Annotated in this window: 13 protein-coding genes; 11 read left to right on the top strand and 2 right to left on the bottom strand. The window is 59.1% G+C overall.

The window, feature by feature from the left end:
• Nucleotides 1-113: 113 nt before the first annotated feature.
• Nucleotides 114-2,627 (bottom strand): TonB-dependent receptor, encoded by a 2,514-nt coding sequence (locus tag EUU25_RS14115; protein ID WP_158902016.1) that lies wholly within the window; start codon nt 2,625-2,627, stop codon nt 114-116.
• An 88-nt stretch (nt 2,628-2,715) separates the two neighbouring features.
• Here EUU25_RS14115 and EUU25_RS14110 point away from each other — a divergent pair, with 88 nt between their 5' ends.
• Genes EUU25_RS14110 through EUU25_RS14085 form a run of 6 tightly spaced genes read left to right on the top strand, consistent with a single transcriptional unit; the run spans nt 2,716 to nt 10,117 of the window.
• Nucleotides 2,716-3,390, top strand: a complete 675-nt coding sequence (locus EUU25_RS14110; RefSeq protein WP_158902014.1) for a GntR family transcriptional regulator — start codon at nt 2,716-2,718, stop codon at nt 3,388-3,390.
• 43 nt (nt 3,391-3,433) lie between these two features.
• Nucleotides 3,434-4,345: a hydroxymethylglutaryl-CoA lyase gene (locus tag EUU25_RS14105; protein WP_158902012.1), complete on the top strand. Its 912-nt coding sequence runs from the start codon at nt 3,434-3,436 to the stop codon at nt 4,343-4,345.
• An 11-nt stretch (nt 4,346-4,356) separates the two neighbouring features.
• Nucleotides 4,357-6,405 carry a hydantoinase/oxoprolinase family protein gene (locus EUU25_RS14100; protein ID WP_158902010.1) on the top strand — a complete coding sequence of 683 codons (2,049 nt, stop codon included), beginning with the start codon at nt 4,357-4,359 and terminating at the stop codon, nt 6,403-6,405.
• A gap of 13 nt (nt 6,406-6,418) precedes the next feature.
• Nucleotides 6,419-8,293 (top strand): hydantoinase B/oxoprolinase family protein, encoded by a 1,875-nt coding sequence (locus tag EUU25_RS14095; RefSeq protein ID WP_158902008.1) that lies wholly within the window; start codon nt 6,419-6,421, stop codon nt 8,291-8,293.
• 1 nt (nt 8,294) lies between these two features.
• A complete protein-coding gene (locus EUU25_RS14090) occupies nt 8,295-9,485 on the top strand; it encodes a CaiB/BaiF CoA transferase family protein (RefSeq protein WP_246162752.1) in 1,191 nt (396 codons plus the stop codon).
• Complete coding sequence (locus tag EUU25_RS14085) at nt 9,485-10,117, top strand: isochorismatase family protein (RefSeq protein WP_158902004.1); 633 nt, start codon at nt 9,485-9,487, stop codon at nt 10,115-10,117. The genes EUU25_RS14090 and EUU25_RS14085 overlap by 1 nt, the downstream gene beginning before the upstream one ends.
• 355 nt (nt 10,118-10,472) lie before the next feature.
• Here the strand turns inward: EUU25_RS14085 and EUU25_RS14080 are convergent, their stop codons facing one another.
• Entirely contained in the window at nt 10,473-11,249 is a 777-nt protein-coding gene (locus EUU25_RS14080) for an EAL domain-containing protein (RefSeq protein WP_158902002.1), read from the bottom strand.
• A gap of 663 nt (nt 11,250-11,912) precedes the next feature.
• On the opposite strand from EUU25_RS14080, the gene EUU25_RS14075 reads away from it, so the two are divergent.
• The 5 genes from EUU25_RS14075 (at nt 11,913) to gltB (ending at nt 20,806) form a co-directional block, all read left to right on the top strand.
• Entirely contained in the window at nt 11,913-12,857 is a 945-nt protein-coding gene (locus tag EUU25_RS14075; RefSeq protein ID WP_158902000.1) for a complex I NDUFA9 subunit family protein, read from the top strand.
• A complete protein-coding gene (locus tag EUU25_RS14070) occupies nt 12,854-13,654 on the top strand; it encodes an undecaprenyl-diphosphate phosphatase (RefSeq protein WP_158901998.1) in 801 nt (266 codons plus the stop codon). Before EUU25_RS14075 ends, EUU25_RS14070 begins: the two co-directional genes overlap by 4 nt.
• 160 nt (nt 13,655-13,814) lie before the next feature.
• A complete protein-coding gene (locus EUU25_RS14065) occupies nt 13,815-15,257 on the top strand; it encodes an NAD(P)-dependent oxidoreductase (protein WP_158901996.1) in 1,443 nt (480 codons plus the stop codon).
• Nucleotides 15,258-15,274: 17 nt separating this feature from the next.
• Nucleotides 15,275-16,267 carry a DUF2059 domain-containing protein gene (locus EUU25_RS14060; RefSeq protein ID WP_158901994.1) on the top strand — a complete coding sequence of 331 codons (993 nt, stop codon included), beginning with the start codon at nt 15,275-15,277 and terminating at the stop codon, nt 16,265-16,267.
• A gap of 12 nt (nt 16,268-16,279) precedes the next feature.
• The gene (gene gltB, locus EUU25_RS14055) at nt 16,280-20,806 is read left to right on the top strand and encodes a glutamate synthase large subunit (RefSeq protein WP_158901992.1); all 4,527 of its coding nucleotides are present in this window, start codon (nt 16,280-16,282) and stop codon (nt 20,804-20,806) included.
• Nucleotides 20,807-20,887 lie beyond the last annotated feature (81 nt).

Raw genomic sequence — 20,887 nt, 5'->3', positions numbered from 1 at the left:
CCTGAAAGGACTGCCCGACACGGTCACTCTACCCCTTGCTAGCCTCAGAAGCACCATTGGCTAGCAACGCGGGAATGGGTGTCGGGCATCCTTGCCCCCCTTGGGTTCAGGATTTAGAATTTATACCCGACCTCAACCCCGATCAGGCGACGCGCACCGGGCGAGATGAACGATCCGCCAAACTCGATCGCCGGGATGGCTTCGTTGATATATTTGCGATCCAGCATATTGTCGGCAAAGGCGGTCAGGTTCCAGTTCTCACCCTCCAGACCGAACCGCAGGTTCAGCACGCCAAAGGCATCACGCTTTGCAACGCTGTAATTCGCATTCCCGACAAAGCCGGGCAAGGCCAAGGCGGAGATCGGCAGCAACTGACTGAAGATCGTCGCGCGGGTCTGGTCCTGCACGGTGTGGAACCATGTCGGTCCGGTAATGCGGTAATCGGCCCGCATCACGAGATCGAGGCTGTCGTTCAGCGGCGTATCGATCTGGCTGCCGAGGTTGATGGTATAGTCCGCGGTATAAGGCGATTTGTTCCCGACCGTGTAGGGCCGTGACGCATTCGCCTTGATCTCGCTGTCAGTCAGGTTGACCGACCCGAACAATTTCCAGCCGTCGACGATTTTGACCGTGCTGTTCAGTTCAACACCCTTCACGTCGACCTTGTCGATATTCGACACCACGCGCAGCAGACCGAAAGATCCGACGAAGAACTCGAAAAACTGCATGTCGGTGATGCGAGTATAATAGGCCGCAAGATCGAAGGTAACGCGGTTATCGAACAGCGATCCCTTGATGCCCGCTTCGAAGGCGCTCGAGCGTTCCTTGCGGAACTGGTCGTTGATCGTCACGCCGGCGCCAATGGCAGGCACGTTGAAATTGGCGTTCACAAGAGCGGACGAACCGGTGTTATTGAAACCGCCCGATTTGAAACCGATACCCCAGTTGGCATAGATGTTGGTCGAGCTGTTCGGCGTGAAGCTCAAGGTTACCTTGGGCTGGATCTGCTTGAAGCTCGCGGATTTGTCGGCGATGCTGCCGGTGGCAGGAAGGCCGGGATTGATCTTCGCGCCCGTGATGGGGTCAAACACATTGGGTACGAGGTTCGACGTGCTGCGATCCTCAACGTCATAGCGCAGCGCGACGCCTGCCTTGAACTTGTCCGATGCAGCATAGTCCACCGAGCCGAAGGCGGCATAAACGTCGGTCTTGAACTTGTCGTAGAAGAGCTGCGATGTCGGGTTGCTGCTGCCCGGTGCGTTGTACAGCGTGGTGCTGACGCCTTGGCCAAGATCGGCACCGAGGCTGACGCCCACTTCACGATCGATGTGCAATCCGTACACACCCAATTGCCAGTTCAGCGGGCCGTCATTGTTGGACGCCAGACGGATTTCGCCGCTGATGTCCTTCTGGTTGCGGATTTGCAGCTGTGTGCCGTCACAGGTTGTCGGGCTGTAGGCGCCGAAGGTCGAACCTGTTGCAGGCGCAAAGATGAAGGGCACGGGAATCTGGCCGATGAAACCCGGGGCGTTGACCGGGAAGCCAGTCAGCGCAGCGGTGCTCGCAAAGCACTGGTTCTGCACAGCCAGATTGGTGGCATTTGCAGGTGCGCCCAGCGCGGGCGAGATATAGCGGGCAAAGTCAGCCGACGTACCATCCGCCGTCAGGCTCTGGTCAACATCGGAATAGAGCGCCCAGGCCGTCAGCTTGGTCGATCCGAAATCATGTTCCAGCTTGGCCGAAAAATCGATCGTCCGCTGATCGTTGGTTGGGCGGATGTTGCTGTAATAGCCCAGCTCATGGTCGTCGACATCTTCAAAGAAGGCGCCGCCAAAGGCTTCGATATGGAATACCGAGTTGAAGTTGATCGATGCACCCGACAATTTGGAATAGCGGGCCTTCAGATCGATATTGGTCGCCTCGCCCAGATCGGCCATGAAACGGCCATCGATGGAATAGACTTCCTGATCATCCACAACCTTGCGGTCGAGGAAGGTGTTCCGGTAAAAACCGTCCGTCGTGCGGTAGTTGCCGGACAATACAAAGCCCGCATTATCGCCCAGAGGCGCAGAGATATAGGCCGTGCCTTCAATCGTCTTTTCATTGGCGTAGCTGAACTTCACCGCACCTTCGAGCGTATCGCCCGGTTTGACCGTCGAGATCACAATGGCACCGGCAGCGGCATTGCGTCCGTAAATAGCGCCTTGTGGACCTTTCAGAATTTCAATCTGGCGCAGCGTTCCCTGCGTCTGGTTCAATTGCGCGGTGTTGGTTTTTAAAATGCCGTCGACGACGAGTGCGACAGAGCTTTCAGCGTCGCGCGCGCCGTTGATACCGCGAATGTTGATCTGCGTATCACCGGCCTCTGCCGTGCCGGTAACGATGGTGACACCGGGCGTCAGTTGCGCAAAACCCTGTGCGTTATCTGCACCTGTCTTGGCGAGTGAATCTGCGTCGATAACCGATACAGAGGCCGGGACATCAACGAGCCGTTCATTCTGCCGGCGGGCGGTGACGATGATTTCTTCTCCCTCGGCACCGTCTTCAGCATCTTGCGCGAACGCCATGCTGGGCAACATTGCGGCGGCCGCAATGGACGTGAGGAGTGCACTTTTGGTGATACGCATGTAACAAAACTCCCTAGTTTTCGCTTTTATTGCTTTAGCGGCAGCTTATTGTATACAAATACCATTCGTCAAGAGGAGCATTACACCTATGTCCCGGGCCTCGGATCGCGCCTATAATCACATCCGCAACATGATCCTGTCGGGAGAATTGTCGCCGGGCGAGCAGATCCGTGAGGAGGCTTTGGCCGAGCTTTGCGGCGTTTCGCGCACCCCGGTGCGCGACGCCTTGCGGCGGTTGGAGGCCGAGCTTTTCATTCGCCGGAACGAATCGCAGCGCAGCTTTGTCGCTGACTGGTCGCTGGATGACCTCGAAGAAGCATTCCAGTTGCGCGCGATGCTGGAGGCTTATGCCGCACGCCGCGCAGCAAAGCGAATTTCCTGGGATCAACTTGCCCGCCTGCGATCCCACAATGATGCGATTCGCCAAGCAATCACGGCGTCCACGCCCGACATCCCCAAATTCCTGGACCATAACCGGCAATTCCACGCCATCGTCCTGGAGGCGGCGGGGTCCGAGCGCTTGGTAGGGATGCTGGCGCAAGTGATTGAGCAACCGGTCGTTCTGCGCACGGCGCGGCAATATGACATGGAAAATCTGAAGCGGTCGCATCATGAACATGACGAACTGCTGATCGCCTTTGACAATCGCGACGGAGAATGGGCGGCCGCCGTCATGACAGGCCATATCCGCCGCGCCTTCCATGCCTATGCTGCCGCGCATTCGGGCGACACCGAAATCCGCCGGACAGATGAAGCCGCATAATCCTGTTTGATTTTGTATACAATTATGGCATCATTTAATTGTGATGAGCATTCCCGGTCGCATAGAATTTGTCGAAGTCGGGCCACGTGATGGCCTGCAGAATGAAAAGCTGCTTGTGTCCACACAGGACAAGCTGGCGCTGATCAGCCGTGCGCTAGACGCCGGTGCGCGGCGGATCGAAGTGACGAGTTTCGTTAACCCGACCCGCGTCCCGCAAATGGCCGACGCCGAGGCGGTATGCGCGGGATTGCCCGTGCGGGACGACGTGACCTTTATCGGCCTAGTCATGAATATGCGCGGCGCCGAACGTGCGCTGGCCACAGGCCGTATCGACCAGCTTGGGGCCGTGGCCGTGGCAACGGATCGTTTCGCGATGGCCAACCAAGGCCAGACCAGCGACGAATCGGTTCAGGCGGCCAAAAGCATTATCGCCCTTGCAAATGCCGAAGGCCGCACCGCCCAATGCACGATCGCAGCTTCGTTCGGCTGCCCTTTTGAAGGTGAAGTCGCGCAGGACCGTGTTGTTGAAATGGCGGCTGCGCTTGCCGAAGCAGGGCCAGTCGAGATTGCCCTTGCCGATACGATCGGCGTCGGCAACCCCGCCCATGTGGCTGAGCTGATCGCGCGCGTGCGGGACGCCATCGCGCCTCTGCCCGTCCGCGTCCATTTCCACAACACCCGCAACACCGGTCTTGCCAATGTCTGGGCCGCGGTAATTGCAGGCGCGAGCATCATCGACGCTTCGGTCGGGGGGTTGGGCGGATGCCCCTTCGCCCCGGGTGCGGCCGGAAATGTTCCGAGCGAAGACGTCGTCTACATGCTGGAACGTGCGGGCATTGATACCGGCATGGATCTGGATCGGTTGATCGAAACCAGTCGCTGGCTTTCGGAAATAATGGGAAGAAAACTGCCCGGAATGGTGGCGCAATCGCCTGCCTTTCCTGTGGCAGCTTAAGGGAGAAGAATATGGGTTATCGTTTGGGAGTTGACGTAGGCGGGACATTTACGGACCTGTTGCTGTTCAATTCCGACACCGGAGCCTTTTGGCGCCACAAGACCCCTTCGACGCCGCACGACAGCAGCGAAGGCATTTTGAATGGCGTTACCGCAATCTGTGGACAGGCCGGGGTAGCGACCGCAGAGATCGACTATTTCCTTCACGGAACAACCGTCGCCACCAATGCGGTGCTGGAAGGCAAAGGCGCACGCGTCGGCCTGATCGTGACCGAAGGCTACCGGGATATCATGCAAATCGCCCGATCCTATGTCCCCGGCGGCCTCGCCGCGTGGATCATCTGGCCCAAGCCCACACCGCTTGCCGCGCTGGAAGATACGGTGACCGTGGGTGGACGCATGAATGCGCAAGGCGAAGAAGTGCGGCCATTGGACGAGGCAGGTGCCCGCGCTGCGCTGACCCAGTTGAAAGACAAGGGCGTCGAAGCCATCACGGTCAGCTTCATGAATGCCTACACCAATGGTGCGCACGAGGCGCGCGTAGGTGAATTGGCGCGCGAGATTTTTCCCGACGCACCCATATCCTTGAGCCACGAAGTGCTACCCGAAATGCAGGAATATGAGCGGACATTGACCACGGTCGCCAATGCTGCCGTCCGGCCGGTGGTCAGCAAATATGTATCGAACCTGCGCGACAAGCTTGCGGTGTCGGGCTTTTCCGGAAAGCTGTCCTTGCTGCGGTCCGATGGCGGCCTGATGTCTGCGCAAAAGGCGCAGGAGCATCCGGTCAACATATTGATGTCCGGTCCAGCAGGCGGCGTGACCGGCGCGCTTTGGGTCGGCAAAAATGCCGGCATCAAGAATATCCTGACACTCGACGTCGGCGGCACCTCCACCGATGTGGCGCTGATCGAAAATCTGGAACCGCGCCGCGTGCGCACCACCGAAGTCGGCCATCTTGCGGTTCGCGCGTCCTCGCTGGATGTGAAGACCGTAGGTGCCGGCGGCGGGTCGATTGCCTATGTCCCCGAACTGACCGGTGCCCTGCGCGTCGGCCCGCAATCCGCTGGAGCGGTCCCGGGACCTGTCGCCTATGGCAAGGGCGGCGAAGCGCCAACCGTGACAGACGCCAATGTTGTGCTGGGCTATCTTCCGGAAAATCTGTTGGGTGGCAGTTTCAAGCTTGATCGTGAAGGCGCGAAAAAGGCGGTGCAGACCATCGCCGATGCATTGGGCATTGACCTGATGGCGGCGGCGCGCGGCATCATCGATATCGTGAACGAAAATATGTTCGGCGCGCTGCGGATGATTTCGGTGCAGCAGGGCTATGACCCACGCCATTTTGCGCTGATGGGCTTTGGCGGCGCAGGCCCCCTGCACGTCAACGCCGTGGCCCGCTTGATGGGAAGCTGGCCCGCCATTTCGCCGGTCTCGCCCGGTGTGCTCTGCGCCTTGGGCGATGCCACGACGCGGATGCGGACCGAGACCGCACGCTCTTTCTCCCGCCTTGCAACGACGACCGATGCGGCGGAGCTGATCGCCATTTTGAAGGAAATGTCCGACCAGACACGCGCCGAGTTGCGTTCCGATGGCATATCCGAGGCGGATATCACCAGCGAGTTTGAAATCGACGTGCGCTATTCTGGGCAAGCCTTTGAAGTGCCCCTGACGATCACGCCCGAAATATTGGAACGGGACGGCATCGACGGCATCCTGCGCCGCTTCGACGAGGAGCATCTGCGGCTGTTCACGTTCAACATGGACACCCCGCACGAGATCGTGAACCTGCGGGCGGTTGCCCTTGGTCAGGCGCTCGACCTGCCTGCGGCCGAATTGCCGAAAGGCGATGGCAATCCGGCCGCCGCCAAGATGCGCGACCATGTCCTGTGGATGGACGGCAAGGAACAGGCGGCCATCATCTACGACCGGGCGAAGCTGAAACAGGGGGATGTCATCCCGGGACCAGCCATCGTTATCGAGATGGACTCGACCACACTCATCGAAACCGGCTGCGTCGCGACTGTCGACAAGGTTGGCAACATCCTGATCAATCTGGCTTGAGGAGAAACAGCCCATGCCCGCCACCATCGTTCAAACCAACCACACCCCCTTCGAAAAGAAGGCCATTGATCCGGTCACTCTCGACATCATTGAAAACGCGCTGCGCAACGCCCGCATCGAAATGGATGCCACGCTTGTCCGCACCGCCATGTCGCCCGGCATTCGCGAACAGGGCGATGCCTTCCCCCTGATTGCCGATCACACGGGCAAGATGATCGTCGGCCAGTTCGGCAGCTTCATCGGCGGCTTCCTCGATAATTGGGAGGGCACGCTGGAGGATGGGGACATGATCTTCCTGTCCGACCCCTATTCCTGCGCCGGTGCCGTCAGCCATAGCAATGACTGGCTTGTCCTGTTGCCGGTGTTCAAGGACGGACGGCTGATCGCCTATACCTCCATGTTCGGGCACCAGTCGGATATTGGCGGCAAGGTCGTCGGCTCAATGCCGATCAATGCGCGCTCCATTTTCGAAGAAGGCGTCCGTATTCCGCCGGTGAAAATCTGGAAGAAGGGCGAGTATAATGAAGACCTGATGAAACTGGTCATGCACCAGACGCGCAAGCCCGATTGGTGTCAGGCTGACCTCAACGCCCTGATCGCCTCCTGCCGCGTGGCCGCACGCCGCGTGATCGAGATGGCGGCCCGCTTTGGTGACGATGTCTATATTTCGGCCACGCAGGAACTGCTGGCCCGCAACCACCGCGCGATGAAATCCCTGATCGCGATGGCGATCGGCGAGGAGCCGGTGAGCTTTGAAGACTATATTTGCGACGATGGCATGGGGTCGGGCCCGTATAAGATCAAATGCACCATGTGGCGCGAGGGTGAAAAGGTCGTTCTCGATTTTGCAGGAACCGACCCGCAAAGCCAGGCGTCGATCAACTTCTATCTGAACGAGAATATGTTCAAGATGTTCTTCGGCATCTACATGATCATGGTCTTCGACCCGCAGATATTGTTCAACGACGGCTTCTATGATCTGATTGATGTTCGCATTCCCGACGGCTCCCTGCTCAAGCCGAAATTCCCGGCGGCGCTGTCGGGGCGCACCCATGCGCTGGGCCGTATCTTCGACATATTGGGCGGTCTGTTGGGGCAGAAGACGCCCGAATTTCTCAACGCCGCGGGCTTTTCCTCGTCGCCGCATCTTTTCTATTCGGGCAATGACAAAAAAGGTGACTGGTTCCAGCTGTTCCAGATCGGCTTTGGCGGCATTCCCGGCCGGCCAATGGGCGATGGACCGGATGGCCATTCGCTGTGGCCCGGCTTTACCAATGTGCCGAACGAGTTTCTTGAGCGTTATTTCCCGCTGCTCATCGAACGCTACGAAACCGAACCCGATAGCGGCGGGGCGGGGCTTCACCGGGGTGGCAACGGCATCCACATGACCTATCGCTTCCTCGCGAGCGGCACCATCTCGATCCATGATGACCGCTGGTTCGTTCCCCCATGGGGCGTGAATGGCGGCGAGCCCGGCAAACGCGCGCGCAAGGTCCTGGAAAAGGCCGACGGCACGGCCCAGATCATCGGCAACAAGGTCGAGGATGTCCATGTCGAGGAAGGCGACCAACTGCACTTCATCACCTGGGGTGGTGGTGGCTGGGGCGATCCGCTGGATCGCGACCCGGCTCTGGTCGGCAAGGAGATCACGCAAGGACTGGTCACCGTCGAAGGTGCCAAGGCCTATGGTGTGGTCGCCGGAGCGGACGGCGCGGTTGACCAGACAGCAACCGAAGCGCTGCGCACAAAATTGCGTGCGGAACGGCCTGCCCTCGAGCTGTTCAACTATGGCCCGGCGGTGGAACAATTGCGCGCCGATTGCGTCTCCGAAACCGGATTGCCTGCCCCCATTCAACCGAAATGGGCAGTTTTGGAGGCAGCGGAGTAACGTGGAAAACACCGGCGCACTCAAGGATATCCGCGTTATCGAATTGGGCCAGCTGATCGCCGGACCCTTTTGCGGACAATTGCTCGGCGACATGGGGGCCGAGGTCATCAAGGTCGAGCCGCCTGGTCAGGGCGACCCGATGCGCAATTGGGGACGCGGCGACGACAAGCTGTGGTGGGAAGTGGTTGCCCGCAACAAAAAGGCCGTGTCCGCAAATTTGCGTATCGCGCAAGGTCAGGAACTGGTTCGCAAACTGGTCGCGACCGCCGATATCCTGATCGAGAATTTCAAACCAGGCACCATCGAAAAATGGGGCTTGGGCCCCGATGTCCTGCAGGCGATCAACCCGCGGCTGATCATCGTGCGCGTGTCCGGCTATGGCCAGACAGGCCCCTATTCGGCGCGTGCCGGATTTGGCGGAATTGGCGAAGCGATGGGCGGATGGCGCTATATTGTGGGTGATCCCGACCGTGCCCCCAGCCGCATGGGCATTTCGATCGGCGACACGCTGGCCGCGACCTATGGCTGCATGGGCGCGCTTGCCGCGCTGCATGCCCGGGAGACTACCGGCAAAGGGCAGATTGTCGATAGCTCGCTTTATGAATCCGTGCTGCAGGTCATGGAAAGCGTTGTGCCGGAATATCATTGGTCGGGCTATATCCGCGAACGGTCCGGATCGTTCCTGCCCGGCATCGCACCGTCCAATGTGTATCAATGCACCGATGGCGAATATCTTATCGGGGCCAATCAGGACGCAGTGTGGGCGCGGCTCGCCGCGGCCATGGGGCAACCCGAACTTGCCAAAGACCCGCGCTATGTCGACCATGTGTCGCGCGGGAAGAACCAGATTGAACTTGACCACCGGATCAACGAATGGACCAAGACATTGACGGTGGAGGAACTGGAAGCATTGATGATCGAATATTCGATCCCGGCGGGTAAAATGTATCGCGCGCCCGAAATGCTCGCCGACCCCCATTTTGCCGCGCGCAATTCGATCATCGATGTGGAAACCGAACGGTGGGGCACGCTGAAGATGCAGAACGCCTTCCCCAAATTATCGGATACACCCAGCCGCGTTCGCTCGCCCGCGCCGTCGGAAGTCGGACAACATAATGCCGAGATATATGGCGGTCTGTTGGCATTGGACGAAGGCGAGATTGCCGCGTTGAAGGCTGCGGACGCTATTTGATGGATGACATCAAGGCCAATTACGCCGGGGCATTTGACGGGCATCTGGCTTTTGGCAAGCGGCCTGCCCTGCTGATCGTTGACCTTGTGATGGCCTATCTCGACCCATCCTCGCCGCTCTATGCCGGTGTCGAAAGTGCGTTGGCGAGCAACGAGCGTCTGGTCGCAATGGCCCACGAACTCGAGATCCCCGTGATCTTCACAAATGTGGTCTACGAACCGGGCGGCGCAAATGGCGGGTTGTTTTACAAGAAGATTCCGGCGTTGCGGGCGTTTGATGCGGGTTCGCCGCTAGGGGCATTTCCGCCGTCCCTGCAACCGGCGGAGCAGGATCTCGTCATCAGCAAACAATATGCCTCCGCCTTTTTTGGCACCGGGCTCGCCGCGACATTGCAGGATATGGCGATCGACACGCTTGTCATAACCGGATTATCGACCTCGGGCTGCGTTCGGGCGACCGCGCTGGATGCGTTGCAAAATGGCTTTGCGCCCTTTGTTGTGCGCGAGGCGTGCGGCGACCGGCATCCGGCCCCGCATGAGGCGAGCCTGTTTGATCTGCAGGCCAAATATGCCGAGGTGGTGGGTGAGGCGGTTGCCGTTGCGCTGATGAAGGGCGAGGTTCGCCCCGCTTAACTGTGCGGATGCCTTTTGAACGATACGTATCGTCCCCAAAAAAGGGAGGAATGACCGCCCTGTTATGCCGTCATTCCTCCGTAAAAGGCGATACCATTGTGCGGGAAGGATGCGTACCACCCGACAAAATCCTGCCGCCCGAAAATCGGAAAAGGCAGGGTTTCCGACGCCGATTTGCGAAAGAGGGAGGCCCTTTCACCAAACCGACGTCAGAACTCAATAATTTGCATTCGATCCCGTTCATTGTTTTGGTGCGAGGGTTCGAAACCGACATGCAAATAAACTTTAGTCTCCCGCCACCGCCTTGATCAGATCACCACAGAACATGAGGCGCGCCCGAAATTGGCTGCTCCACTTATGCGTTGCTGACCAGCCGAAGCGCCGGGCGTGATTTTCGAAGCCGCCACTGCTTCAGCTCCGCAGGTCTTCCGACATGATAGTCCTGGTAGAAATCGACTAGGGTTTTGGGGAAGCGGAGAATATCTTCCTGGCTTTCCAATCCCTCCACCACCAGCGCCGCGCCGTAGGTGCGCGCCAATGCGGCCTTTTCGAGAAGCTCCGGCGTAACCGCCTGCCCGCTTTTCATGCGCAGCTTTACCAGCGCAGGATAGAGCACGGAGAGATAAAGACCGGTGGAGTTACCCTCGCCGAAGTCATCGACCACCATCTGCATCCCCAATCCGTCGAGGGCGCTGGCAAATTCGGCCGCATACAGCATATTGGATATGGCGTGTGTTTCGGTCACTTCGACATAGAGGCGCGGGCATATCGCGGCCGCATCCTTCAGGCGCGCGATGATTTCGGCACAGGCTTCCTTCTTGCTCAATGTCGCGCCCGAGATATTTACGCCGATATTGATATCGTCATTTTCCAACAGCGCGACAATCGCAACATCGAAGCTATGGATATCGAGCCCTATGATATCGCCGGTTACCTCAAGCCATTCGATGATCGTCTGCGTCCGCCGGTCATCGTCACGGGCACCTTCAAAACGGGCCAGCTGCTCGAAATAGAGAGTTTCTTTGGTCGATGCGCAGATCACCGGCTGGTAGACATAGCTGACCGCGTCGATGCTTTCGGCGCACATGATAGGGAAATGTTTCTCGCCATTTGTTTTGGTATGATATGCCATCTTGGCCAATTCCTTTACCGGTCCAACACAACGAAAATTCGTTTACCTAACTTCCCTGCCTTTGCCCTCGGGCGATATGTGAGGGGGAAGACTAACAAGCTAAAGCCTTCCCCCTCGTGGGGTGACGATGGATTAATGGCGCTCACTCAGTTGCGACCCGAGCTTGAGCTTGCGCCCCATCGTCGATGCCGACAGCTGGAGACCCGATGAGGGACCTGCCGACATATCCGGTTGAACATCTGTCAAAGCCAAATTGAATGACCGTGGCAGAGCCCATATTCAAAATAGCTAACCATCTGTATTTAAGCCGCTAAATGGGCCCAGATTGATCGCTTCATATGTTACCGCCAGATCTTTGCACGCGTTCCGGCAGCGTCTGGATTGCTTATAGATAGCACTACTATGTATGTCAATATCAATTTCCGGCTGCATTCGGGGCGTGATATGTTGTTGAAACTAGGCATTTTAGCGCAGCCCGTTGGGGAGCCCGTTGACGCACAGGCTTGGCAGACTGCTCCAAAACGGATGCTGCGCACTTCCGACGACCTGATTCGAGAGACCGCACATCGGTTCAACCGGCGCCGAGGCGTTTATCGGCCTTGAAAGCCGTTCAGGGGTCGTGCAAAGCGCAGGCAACATATCGCGATGCGTGACGGAGTATTTATGCAGGGCAAATTAGTTACCATTTTCGGAGGCAGCGGCTTTTTGGGCCGCTATGTCGCGCAAGAGTTGCTGGCCATGGGCGTGCGCATCCGCGTCGCTTGCCGCAACCCGTCCAACGCCATCTATATCAAACCGCTGGGCAATCTGGGTCAGGTCCAACTGGTCGCCGCCGATGTCCGCAAACCCGGCAGCGTCAAACGCGCTGTCGCCGATGCGGACGCCGTGGTCAATCTGGTCGGCAGTTTCGCCGATATGGATGCAATTCAAAATATCGGCGCGCGCAACATCGCCAAGGCTGCCGCCGAACAGGGTGCTGCTGCGCTTGTCCATATTTCGGCCATTGGCGCCGATCCCGAAAGCATTGCGGAATATGGAAAGAGCAAGGCGGCCGGTGAAGCCGCAGTGCGTGAGCATTTCCCGACCGCCACCATTTTGCGCCCCTCGATTGTCTTTGGTCGTGAGGATCAGTTCCTGAACCGTTTCGCAGGCCTGATCCGCATGCTCCCCGTTGTTCCCGTCATTGGTGGCGCCACACGGTTCCAGCCTGTGTTCGTAGGCGATGTTGCAAAAGCCGTTGCCGCCGCGTTGACGGGCACCAAGGGTCAAACCTTGGAGCTGGGTGGGCCCGAGATCCTGTCCATGTTGGACCTGAACCGCTGGATTGCCAAAGCAATTGGCCGCGATCCGCTTTTCATCGAAGTCCCCGACATGGCCGCGGAGCTGCTTGCCAAAACAACCGGATGGTTGCCCGGCGCGCCCATCACGATGGACCAGTTCCGTATGCTCGGAAACGATAATGTCGTCACCGGCACGGACGGGCTTGCCGCTTATGGCATTGTCCCCACACCCATGGATGTGGTCGCACACGACTGGCTCACCCTCTATCGCAAGCATGGCCGTTTCGGTACAACGTCCACAGAAGCCGCAGCGGATGTGCAGGCATGACGGATTGGCTGGTTGCAATCATCCTGGGCATTGTCGAGGGTCTGACCGAATTTCTCCCAGTATCCTCCACCGGTCACCTCATCCTCGCGACCGAGCTGCTGGGATATGACGCGGGCCGCTGGGCAATCTTCAATATCGCAATCCAGCCGGGGGCAATTCTCGCCGTGGTTGTTCTCTATTGGCGGACCTTCATGGATGTCCTCAAAGGGCTGTTCACGCTGGAGTCCGGAGCGATTGCGTTTGTCCGCAATCTGCTCCTTGCCTTCTTTCCGGCCGTCATTCTGGGCCTTGCCTTTGGCGACATCATTGAGGTGATGCTGGAAAATGCCGTCATCGTGGCGTGGGCGTTGATCATCGGCGGCTTTGCCATATTGGTCGTCGAAAAATACGCCAAGCCCGAAGAAAGCGGCGGCGTTGCCGCGCTGTCGGTGAAACAGTCGGCGATGATCGGGTTGGTACAATGCCTTGCCATGATCCCCGGGGTCAGCCGTTCCGGCGCCACCATATTGGGCGCAATGTCGCTGGGCATTGACCGCAAGACCGCTGCCGAATTCAGCTTTTTCCTAGCCATGCCGACGCTGACCGGGGCGACGATACTACAGCTGTTCAAGCATCGGGATCAGGTGAGCATGGACGATATGGGCCTGATCGGTATCGGTTTCTTCGTATCGTTCGTGGTTGCCTGGATTGTCATCAAGGCATTTCTGGCGGTCGTCACGCGCTACGGATTTGGTCCCTTTGCCTGGTACCGAATCATCGCAGGAACCGCCGCGCTTATCTGGTTGGCGCAGAGATAGGGCCGAAACGGAATTAATTTATTGTAATAAAATTTCGCTGGCGTGAAACTAGCAAAAAGAAATGCCAATTTAAGTCAGTATAACTGACCTATTTAGACGCTTTACACGTGACAGCATGGGTAGAGCGGTCTATGCGCGACGCGATGTAAAGGAGTGCGTCGTGGCCAAAGACCCCATGCTGAAATTCATATCCAAGGCGCAGGCCTATCCGGAAAAGCGCGCGCCCGAGTTGCGTGCCGAGGATTTTGACGAAATCGCCAACCGCTACGCCCCCGAAGCCGCCGCTGACCAGGCCTCGCGCTGCTCGCAATGCGGGGTGCCTTATTGCTCGGTCCATTGCCCGTTGCACAACCACATCCCCGACTGGCTCCGCCTGACCGCCGAAGGCCGTTTGCGCGAGGCTTATGAACTGTCCAACCTGACCAGCACGATGCCGGAAATCTGCGGCCGCATCTGTCCGCAGGACCGGCTGTGCGAAGGCAATTGCGTCATCGAGTTTTCCGGACACGATGCCGTGACCATCGGCTCGGTCGAAAAATATATCACCGATACCGCATGGGAACAGGGTTGGGTCGAGCCCATCGAAGTTGGTGCCGCGCGCGGACAGTCCGTCGGCATCATCGGCGGAGGACCTGGCGGACTGACGACGGCGGAATATCTGCGCGTCGCGGGCTATGATGTTCATGTCTACGACCGCTATGACCGCATGGGTGGATTACTGACCTATGGTATCCCCGGCTTCAAGCTGGAAAAGGATGTCGTGATGCGCCGCATCAAGCGGCTGGAAGACAGCGGCATCATCTTCCACGCCAATTTCGAAGTGGGGCGTGACGCATCGCTGGATGATCTGCGTGCAAAGCATGACGCCGTGCTTATCGCGACGGGCGTCTATAAAGCACGCGATATCAAGACGCCGGGCATTGGCCTTGATGGCATTGTGCCCGCCCTCGACTATCTGACCGCCTCGAACCGCAAGGGCTTTGGCGACACCGTCGAAGCGTTCGAGAGCGGCGCGTTGAATGCCGAAGGCAAGGATGTTGTCGTCATCGGCGGCGGCGATACCGCGATGGATTGCGTGCGCACCGCCATCCGGCAGGGCGCAAAGTCGGTCAAATGCCTCTACCGCCGGGACCGCGAAAATATGCCGGGGTCGCAGCGCGAAGTCGCGAACGCCGAAGAGGAGGGCGTCGAATTTGTCTGGCTGTCGGGTCCCAAGGGCTTTGACGGCACCGACAAGGTCGAGCGGGTCCATGTCTCCAAGATGCGGCTGGGCGCACCTGACGCATCGGGCCGCCGCGCGCCGGAAAATGATCCGGCCGGCGACTTCACGGTGAATGCCGATCTGGTCATCACCGCCCTCGGTTTTGAAGCCGAAGACCTGCCCGTCCTGTTCGGCGCGCAGGATCTGAACGTCACCCGCTGGGGCACCATCCGTGTCGATCACACAACGCAGATGACCAATCTGGACGGCGTCTTCGCCATTGGCGATATCGTCCGCGGCGCGAGCCTCGTCGTATGGGCTATCCGCGACGGACGCGACGTTACGCAGCATATCCACAACTGGTTGCAGGCCAAGGCAAAAGCGGCAAAAGTCGCGGCCTGACCTTTGGGAGAATAACCATGCTGAAATCCACATTACTGGGCCTTTCGCTAACCGTATCCTCTTTTGCGCTGACTGTTTCCGCCTCTGCCGAAACGCCTGCCGCAACGACCGCGCCTGCACCGGTTGATCCGGTGCGCCTGAAACTGGCCGAGCAGACGGTAGCCAAGCTGATCCCGCCCGGCACCTATCAGAAGATCATGAAGGACATGATGGACACAATGGCGGGCGGCATCGTCGACCAGATGATGGGGATGGACGCAGCCACCATGGCGGGGATGGCTGGCGAAGAGGTCGGCAGCGAAGCGGCGGCCGCGGTCAAGGGCAAGACAATGGCCGAAATCCTCGCCGAGGCAGATCCGAATTTCAAGGAGCGCATGGACATCACGATGAAGGTGATGTTCACCGAGATGGGCGACCTGATGAGCGCCATTGAACCAACCGTCCGCGAGGCCTTGGCCAAAATCTACGCGCGCAAATATAGCGCCAGGGAATTGGCCGACATGAACAGCTTTTTCGCAACGCCCAGCGGCGCAGCCTTTGCGGGTAATTTCATGGCGACCTTTACCGACAAGGAAATGATGGATGCCTCGTTCGGCATGATGCCGAAGATCATGGAAGCCATGCCCGCGATCATGAAAAAGGTGCAAGCCGCAACCGCGCATCTTCCACCGCCGCCCAAGCCGGGAGGTGAATCCGCAATGGAGGCAGCGGCAGCCGCAACCGCTGATGTAGCGGGCTCTGATGAAACTGGCGAAGAACCCTGGTATGCCGAAGAGAACTGGCAACCCGCCGCACGCAGCAAGGCAACGAAACTGTCCGACGCTTATGCAAAGGCAAATGCCAAATCCGACGCCGCATACACCGCCTATGAGGATGCGCAGGTTTCCGCCATTGACGAAGCACGCCAGCGCTTCCTCGCGCAAGGATGGAAGCCTGAACCGGCACCCGAGCCCATGGCCGCCGAAGACATTCCCGACAACGCCGTCCCGCCACCCGCAGCGCCCAAATAACGGACCCCACGCATGACACACCATTTCCCCACCCCCGAACATGAGCGCCTCGCACGCGAGGGCATGTATCATCCCGAATCCGAAGGCGATGCCTGCGGCGTCGGCTTGGTCGCGGCGACGGATGGCAAGCCGTCGCGGCGCGTCGTTGCGGCGGGGATCGAGGCGTTGAAAGCGGTGTGGCATCGCGGTGCGGTTGATGCCGATGGCAAGACGGGCGATGGCGCAGGTCTGCATATCGACCTGCCCGTGCGCTTTTTCGACGATGCGATTTCGGACAGCGGCCACCGGCCGATGCCCAACCGCTTGGCCGTGGGCATGGTCTTCCTGCCGCGCACCGATCTGGGGGCGCAGGAAAATTGCCGAACCATTGTCGAGGCCGAGATTATCGATGCCGGTTACACCATCTATGGCTGGCGGCAGGTGCCGGTCGATGTGTCGGTCATCGGCACCAAGGCACAAGCCACACGTCCGGAAATCGAGCAGATCATGATTGCCGGGCCCATGCCCGACGACGTGGACGCGACCGAGTTCGAGAAAAATCTCTACCTCATCCGCCGCCGGATCGAGAAGAAGATCATCGCCGCGCAGATCCGCGATTTCTACATCTGCTCGCTATCGTGCCGGTCGATTGTCTACAAGGGCCTGTTCCTTGCCGAAAGCCTGTCGGTCTTTTACCCCGACCTTCAGGACGACCGCTTTGAAAGCCGGGTCGCGATTTTCCACCAGCGTTATTCGACCAACACCTTCCCCCAATGGTGGCTGGCACAGCCGTTCCGCGGCCTTGCGCATAATGGCGAAATCAACACCATTCGCGGCAACCAGAACTGGATGAAGAGCCACGAGATCAAGATGGCCTCCATCGCTTTTGGCGCGCAGTCCGACGATATCAAGCCGGTGATCCCTGCAGGCTCATCGGACACCGCTGCGCTGGATGCCGTATTCGAAACGCTCGTCCGCTCGGGCAAGGAAGCGCCGACCGCCAAGTTGATGCTGATCCCCGAAGCATGGCAGTCCAACCCCAATATCCCCGCCACCCACCGCGCGATGTATGAATATATGGCCTCGGTGATGGAGCCATGGGATGGCCCTGCTGCCCTCGCCATGACTGACGGGCATTGGGCCGTCGCCGGCGTCGACCGCAATGCCTTGCGTCCGCTGCGCTATAGCCGGACGTCGGACAATCTGCTGGTCATCGGTTCGGAAACCGGGATGGTTGTGCTGCCGGAATCGACGATCCTGGAAAAGGGCCGCTTGGGCCCCGGACAGATGATTGCCGTCAATCTGGACGAAGGCAAACTCTACCGCGACGAAGAGCTCAAGGACCGGATCTCTGCCGAGCAGGATTATGGCGCGCTCGTCAAAGGGTTCCGCCGGATCGCCGATTTGCCCGAAGCGTCGGGCGACGCGTTGCCCATATGGAGCCGCGCCGAATTGACCAAGCGCCAGATTGCCGCAGGCATGACCCTTGAGGATGTGGAAATGATCCTCGCGCCGATGATCGAGGATGGCAAGGAAGCCATCGGGTCCATGGGCGACGACACCCCGCTCGCCGTGATCAGCGACAAGCCGCGCCTGATCAGCCAGTTCTTCCGCCAGAATTTCAGCCAGGTCACCAACCCGCCGATCGACTCCTTGCGCGAACGGCATGTGATGAGCCTGAAGACACGCTTTTCAAACCTTGCCAATATTTTGGACGAAAAGAGCCAGAATGCCGACGTTCTGGTGCTGGAAAGCCCCGTGCTGACCGCGGCCGAATGGCACCGGTTGAAGGCCGCCTTTGGCCCCGTCGCCGCCGAGATTGACTGCACCTATGATATCGCCGCCGGGCAGGAAGGTTTGCGCGCGGCCATTTCCCGCATTCGCGAAGAAGCGGTCGAAGCCGTCCGCATGGGCAAGTCGGAGCTGTTCCTGACCGACGAGAATATCGGACCCGACCGCGTCGCCATCGCCATGATCCTGGCGGCGGCTGCCGTTCACACGCATCTCGTCCGCAATGGCCTGCGCAGCTATTCGTCGATCAATGTCCGTTCCGCCGAATGTCTGGACACACATTATTTCGCCGTGCTCGTTGGCGTCGGCGCCACCACGGTCAACGCCTATCTGTCCGAAGCCGCCATTGCGGACCGCCATGCCCGCGGGCTTCTGGGCGATATCAGCTTGGAAACGGCGGTGGGTAACTACCGCACGGCGGTCAATGAAGGCCTGCTCAAGATCATGTCCAAAATGGGCATCGCGGTGATCTCCAGCTATCGTGGCGGCTATAACTTCGAAGCGGTTGGTCTCAGCCGCGCACTCGTCAACGACTTCTTCCCCGGCATGCCGAACAAGATTTCGGGCGAAGGCTACCACTCGCTCTACGTCAACGCACGCGACCGTCATGCCGATGCCTTCGACAGCGCGGTTGCGCGGCTTCCGGTCGGTGGCTTCTACAAGCAACGCAATGGTGGCGAAGAACATGCCTATTCGGCGGGCCTGATGCATTTGTTGCAAAGCGCCGTCGCCAACGACAGCTATTCGACCTACACCCAATTTGCGCAGGGTGTGAAGGAATTGCCGCCCATCTACTTGCGTGACTTGCTCGAATTCAACTTCGCCAAAGAGCCTGTAGCGATTGACGAGGTCGAGGCAATCACCGAAATCCGCAAGCGTTTTGTAACGCCCGGCATGTCCTTGGGCGCCCTGTCGCCCGAGGCGCATGAGACGCTGGCCATTGCCATGAACCGGATCGGGGCGAAGGCCGTGTCCGGTGAGGGCGGCGAAGACAGCAAGCGGTTCAAGCCCTATGAAAATGGCGACAATGCCAATAGCGTGATCAAACAGATTGCCTCGGGCCGCTTTGGCGTAACCGCCGAATATCTCGGCGCGTGCGAGGAAATCGAGATCAAGGTCGCCCAGGGTGCAAAGCCCGGCGAAGGCGGGCAGTTGCCCGGCTTCAAGGTGACCGAGATGATCGCACGGCTGCGGCACTCGACCCCCGGCGTGATGCTGATCTCGCCGCCGCCGCATCATGACATCTACTCGATCGAAGATCTGGCCCAGCTGATCTACGACCTGAAGCAGATCAATCCGCGTGCACGCGTCTGCGTCAAGCTGGTGAGCGCCGCCGGTATCGGCACGATTGCGGCGGGCGTCGCCAAGGCACATGCCGATGTCATTCTGGTTTCCGGCAATGTCGGCGGCACAGGTGCATCGCCACAGACCAGCATCAAATATGCCGGCACGCCATGGGAAATGGGCCTGTCCGAAGCCAATCAGGTGCTGACCCTCAACGGTCTGCGCCACCGCATCAAGTTGCGTACGGACGGCGGCCTTAAGACCGGCCGCGACATTGTGATCGCCGCCATATTAGGCGCCGAAGAATTTGGCATCGGAACGCTCAGTCTCGTTGCCATGGGCTGCATCATGGTGCGGCAATGCCATTCGAACACTTGCCCGGTCGGTGTCTGCGTGCAGGATGAAGAGCTACGCAAGAAATTCACCGGTACACCGGAAAAGGTCATCAACCTGATGACCTTCATTGCCGAGGAAGTGCGCGAAATCCTCGCCAAGCTCGGCTTCCGCAGCCTTGACGAAGTGATCGGCCGCACCGAATTGCTGCGGCAGGTAAGCCGGGGTGCAGAGCATCTCGACGATCTCGACCTCAACCCGATCCTGGCGAAGGTCGACGCGCCTGACAGTGCACGCCGCTTCTCCATTCCGACCTTCCGCAATGAAGTGCCGGACAGCCTCGATGCCCAGATGATCCGGGATGCAAAACCCGTATTTGAACGGCGGGAAAAGATGCAGCTGACCTACAATGTCCGCAACACACATCGCGCCGTTGGCACCCGTTTCTCGTCCGAGATTACGCGCCTCTATGGCATGAAGGATCTGGCCGAAGACCATGTCCATGTCCGCCTTCGTGGGTCTGCGGGCCAGTCGCTCGGCGCGTTTCTGTGTCAGGGCATTACGCTTGAAGTTTTTGGCGATGCCAATGACTATGTCGGCAAGGGCCTTTCCGGCGGGACGATCATCGTGCGTCCGACGGTCAGCAGCCCGCTGGACAGCCAGCATAACAGCATCATCGGCAACACCGTTCTCTACGGCGCGACCTCGGGCAAATTATTTGCGGCAGGACAGGCGGGCGAACGTTTCGCCGTCCGCAATTCCGGCGCGCATGTCGTGGTGGAAGGCTGCGGCTCCAATGGTCTCGAATATATGACCGGGGGTATCGCCGTTATATTGGGCAAGGTCGGCAGCAATTTCGGGGCCGGGATGACCGGCGGCATGGCTTTTGTTCTGGACCCGGACGACAGCTTTGCATCCAACGCGAATCCCGAGAGCATTGTGTGGCAGCGTCTGGAAAGCGCGCATTGGGAAGAACAGCTGAAATCGCTGATCATGGCCCATGCCCACGCCACCGACAGCGCATGGTCGCGTTCGATCATCGACGATTGGGACCGTCGCCGCGGGGAATTCTGGCAGATCTGCCCGAAGGAAATGCTCAGCCGTCTCGCCTATCCGCTTTCGGACAAGGCGACATTGGAAGCGGCGGAGTAGCGCGCGACAGAATTTACAATCCTTTACCAAAGTTGCTGTCGGATGAGCGGCTTGTTCAGCCTATAATCAGACACGACCGGG

This window comes from Sphingorhabdus lacus (assembly GCF_009768975.1).
In the GTDB taxonomy this organism is placed as follows: domain Bacteria; phylum Pseudomonadota; class Alphaproteobacteria; order Sphingomonadales; family Sphingomonadaceae; genus Sphingorhabdus_B; species Sphingorhabdus_B lacus.
The sequence above is the reverse complement of the archived record's forward strand: the minus strand, read 5'-3'. Positions and strand labels throughout refer to the sequence as shown.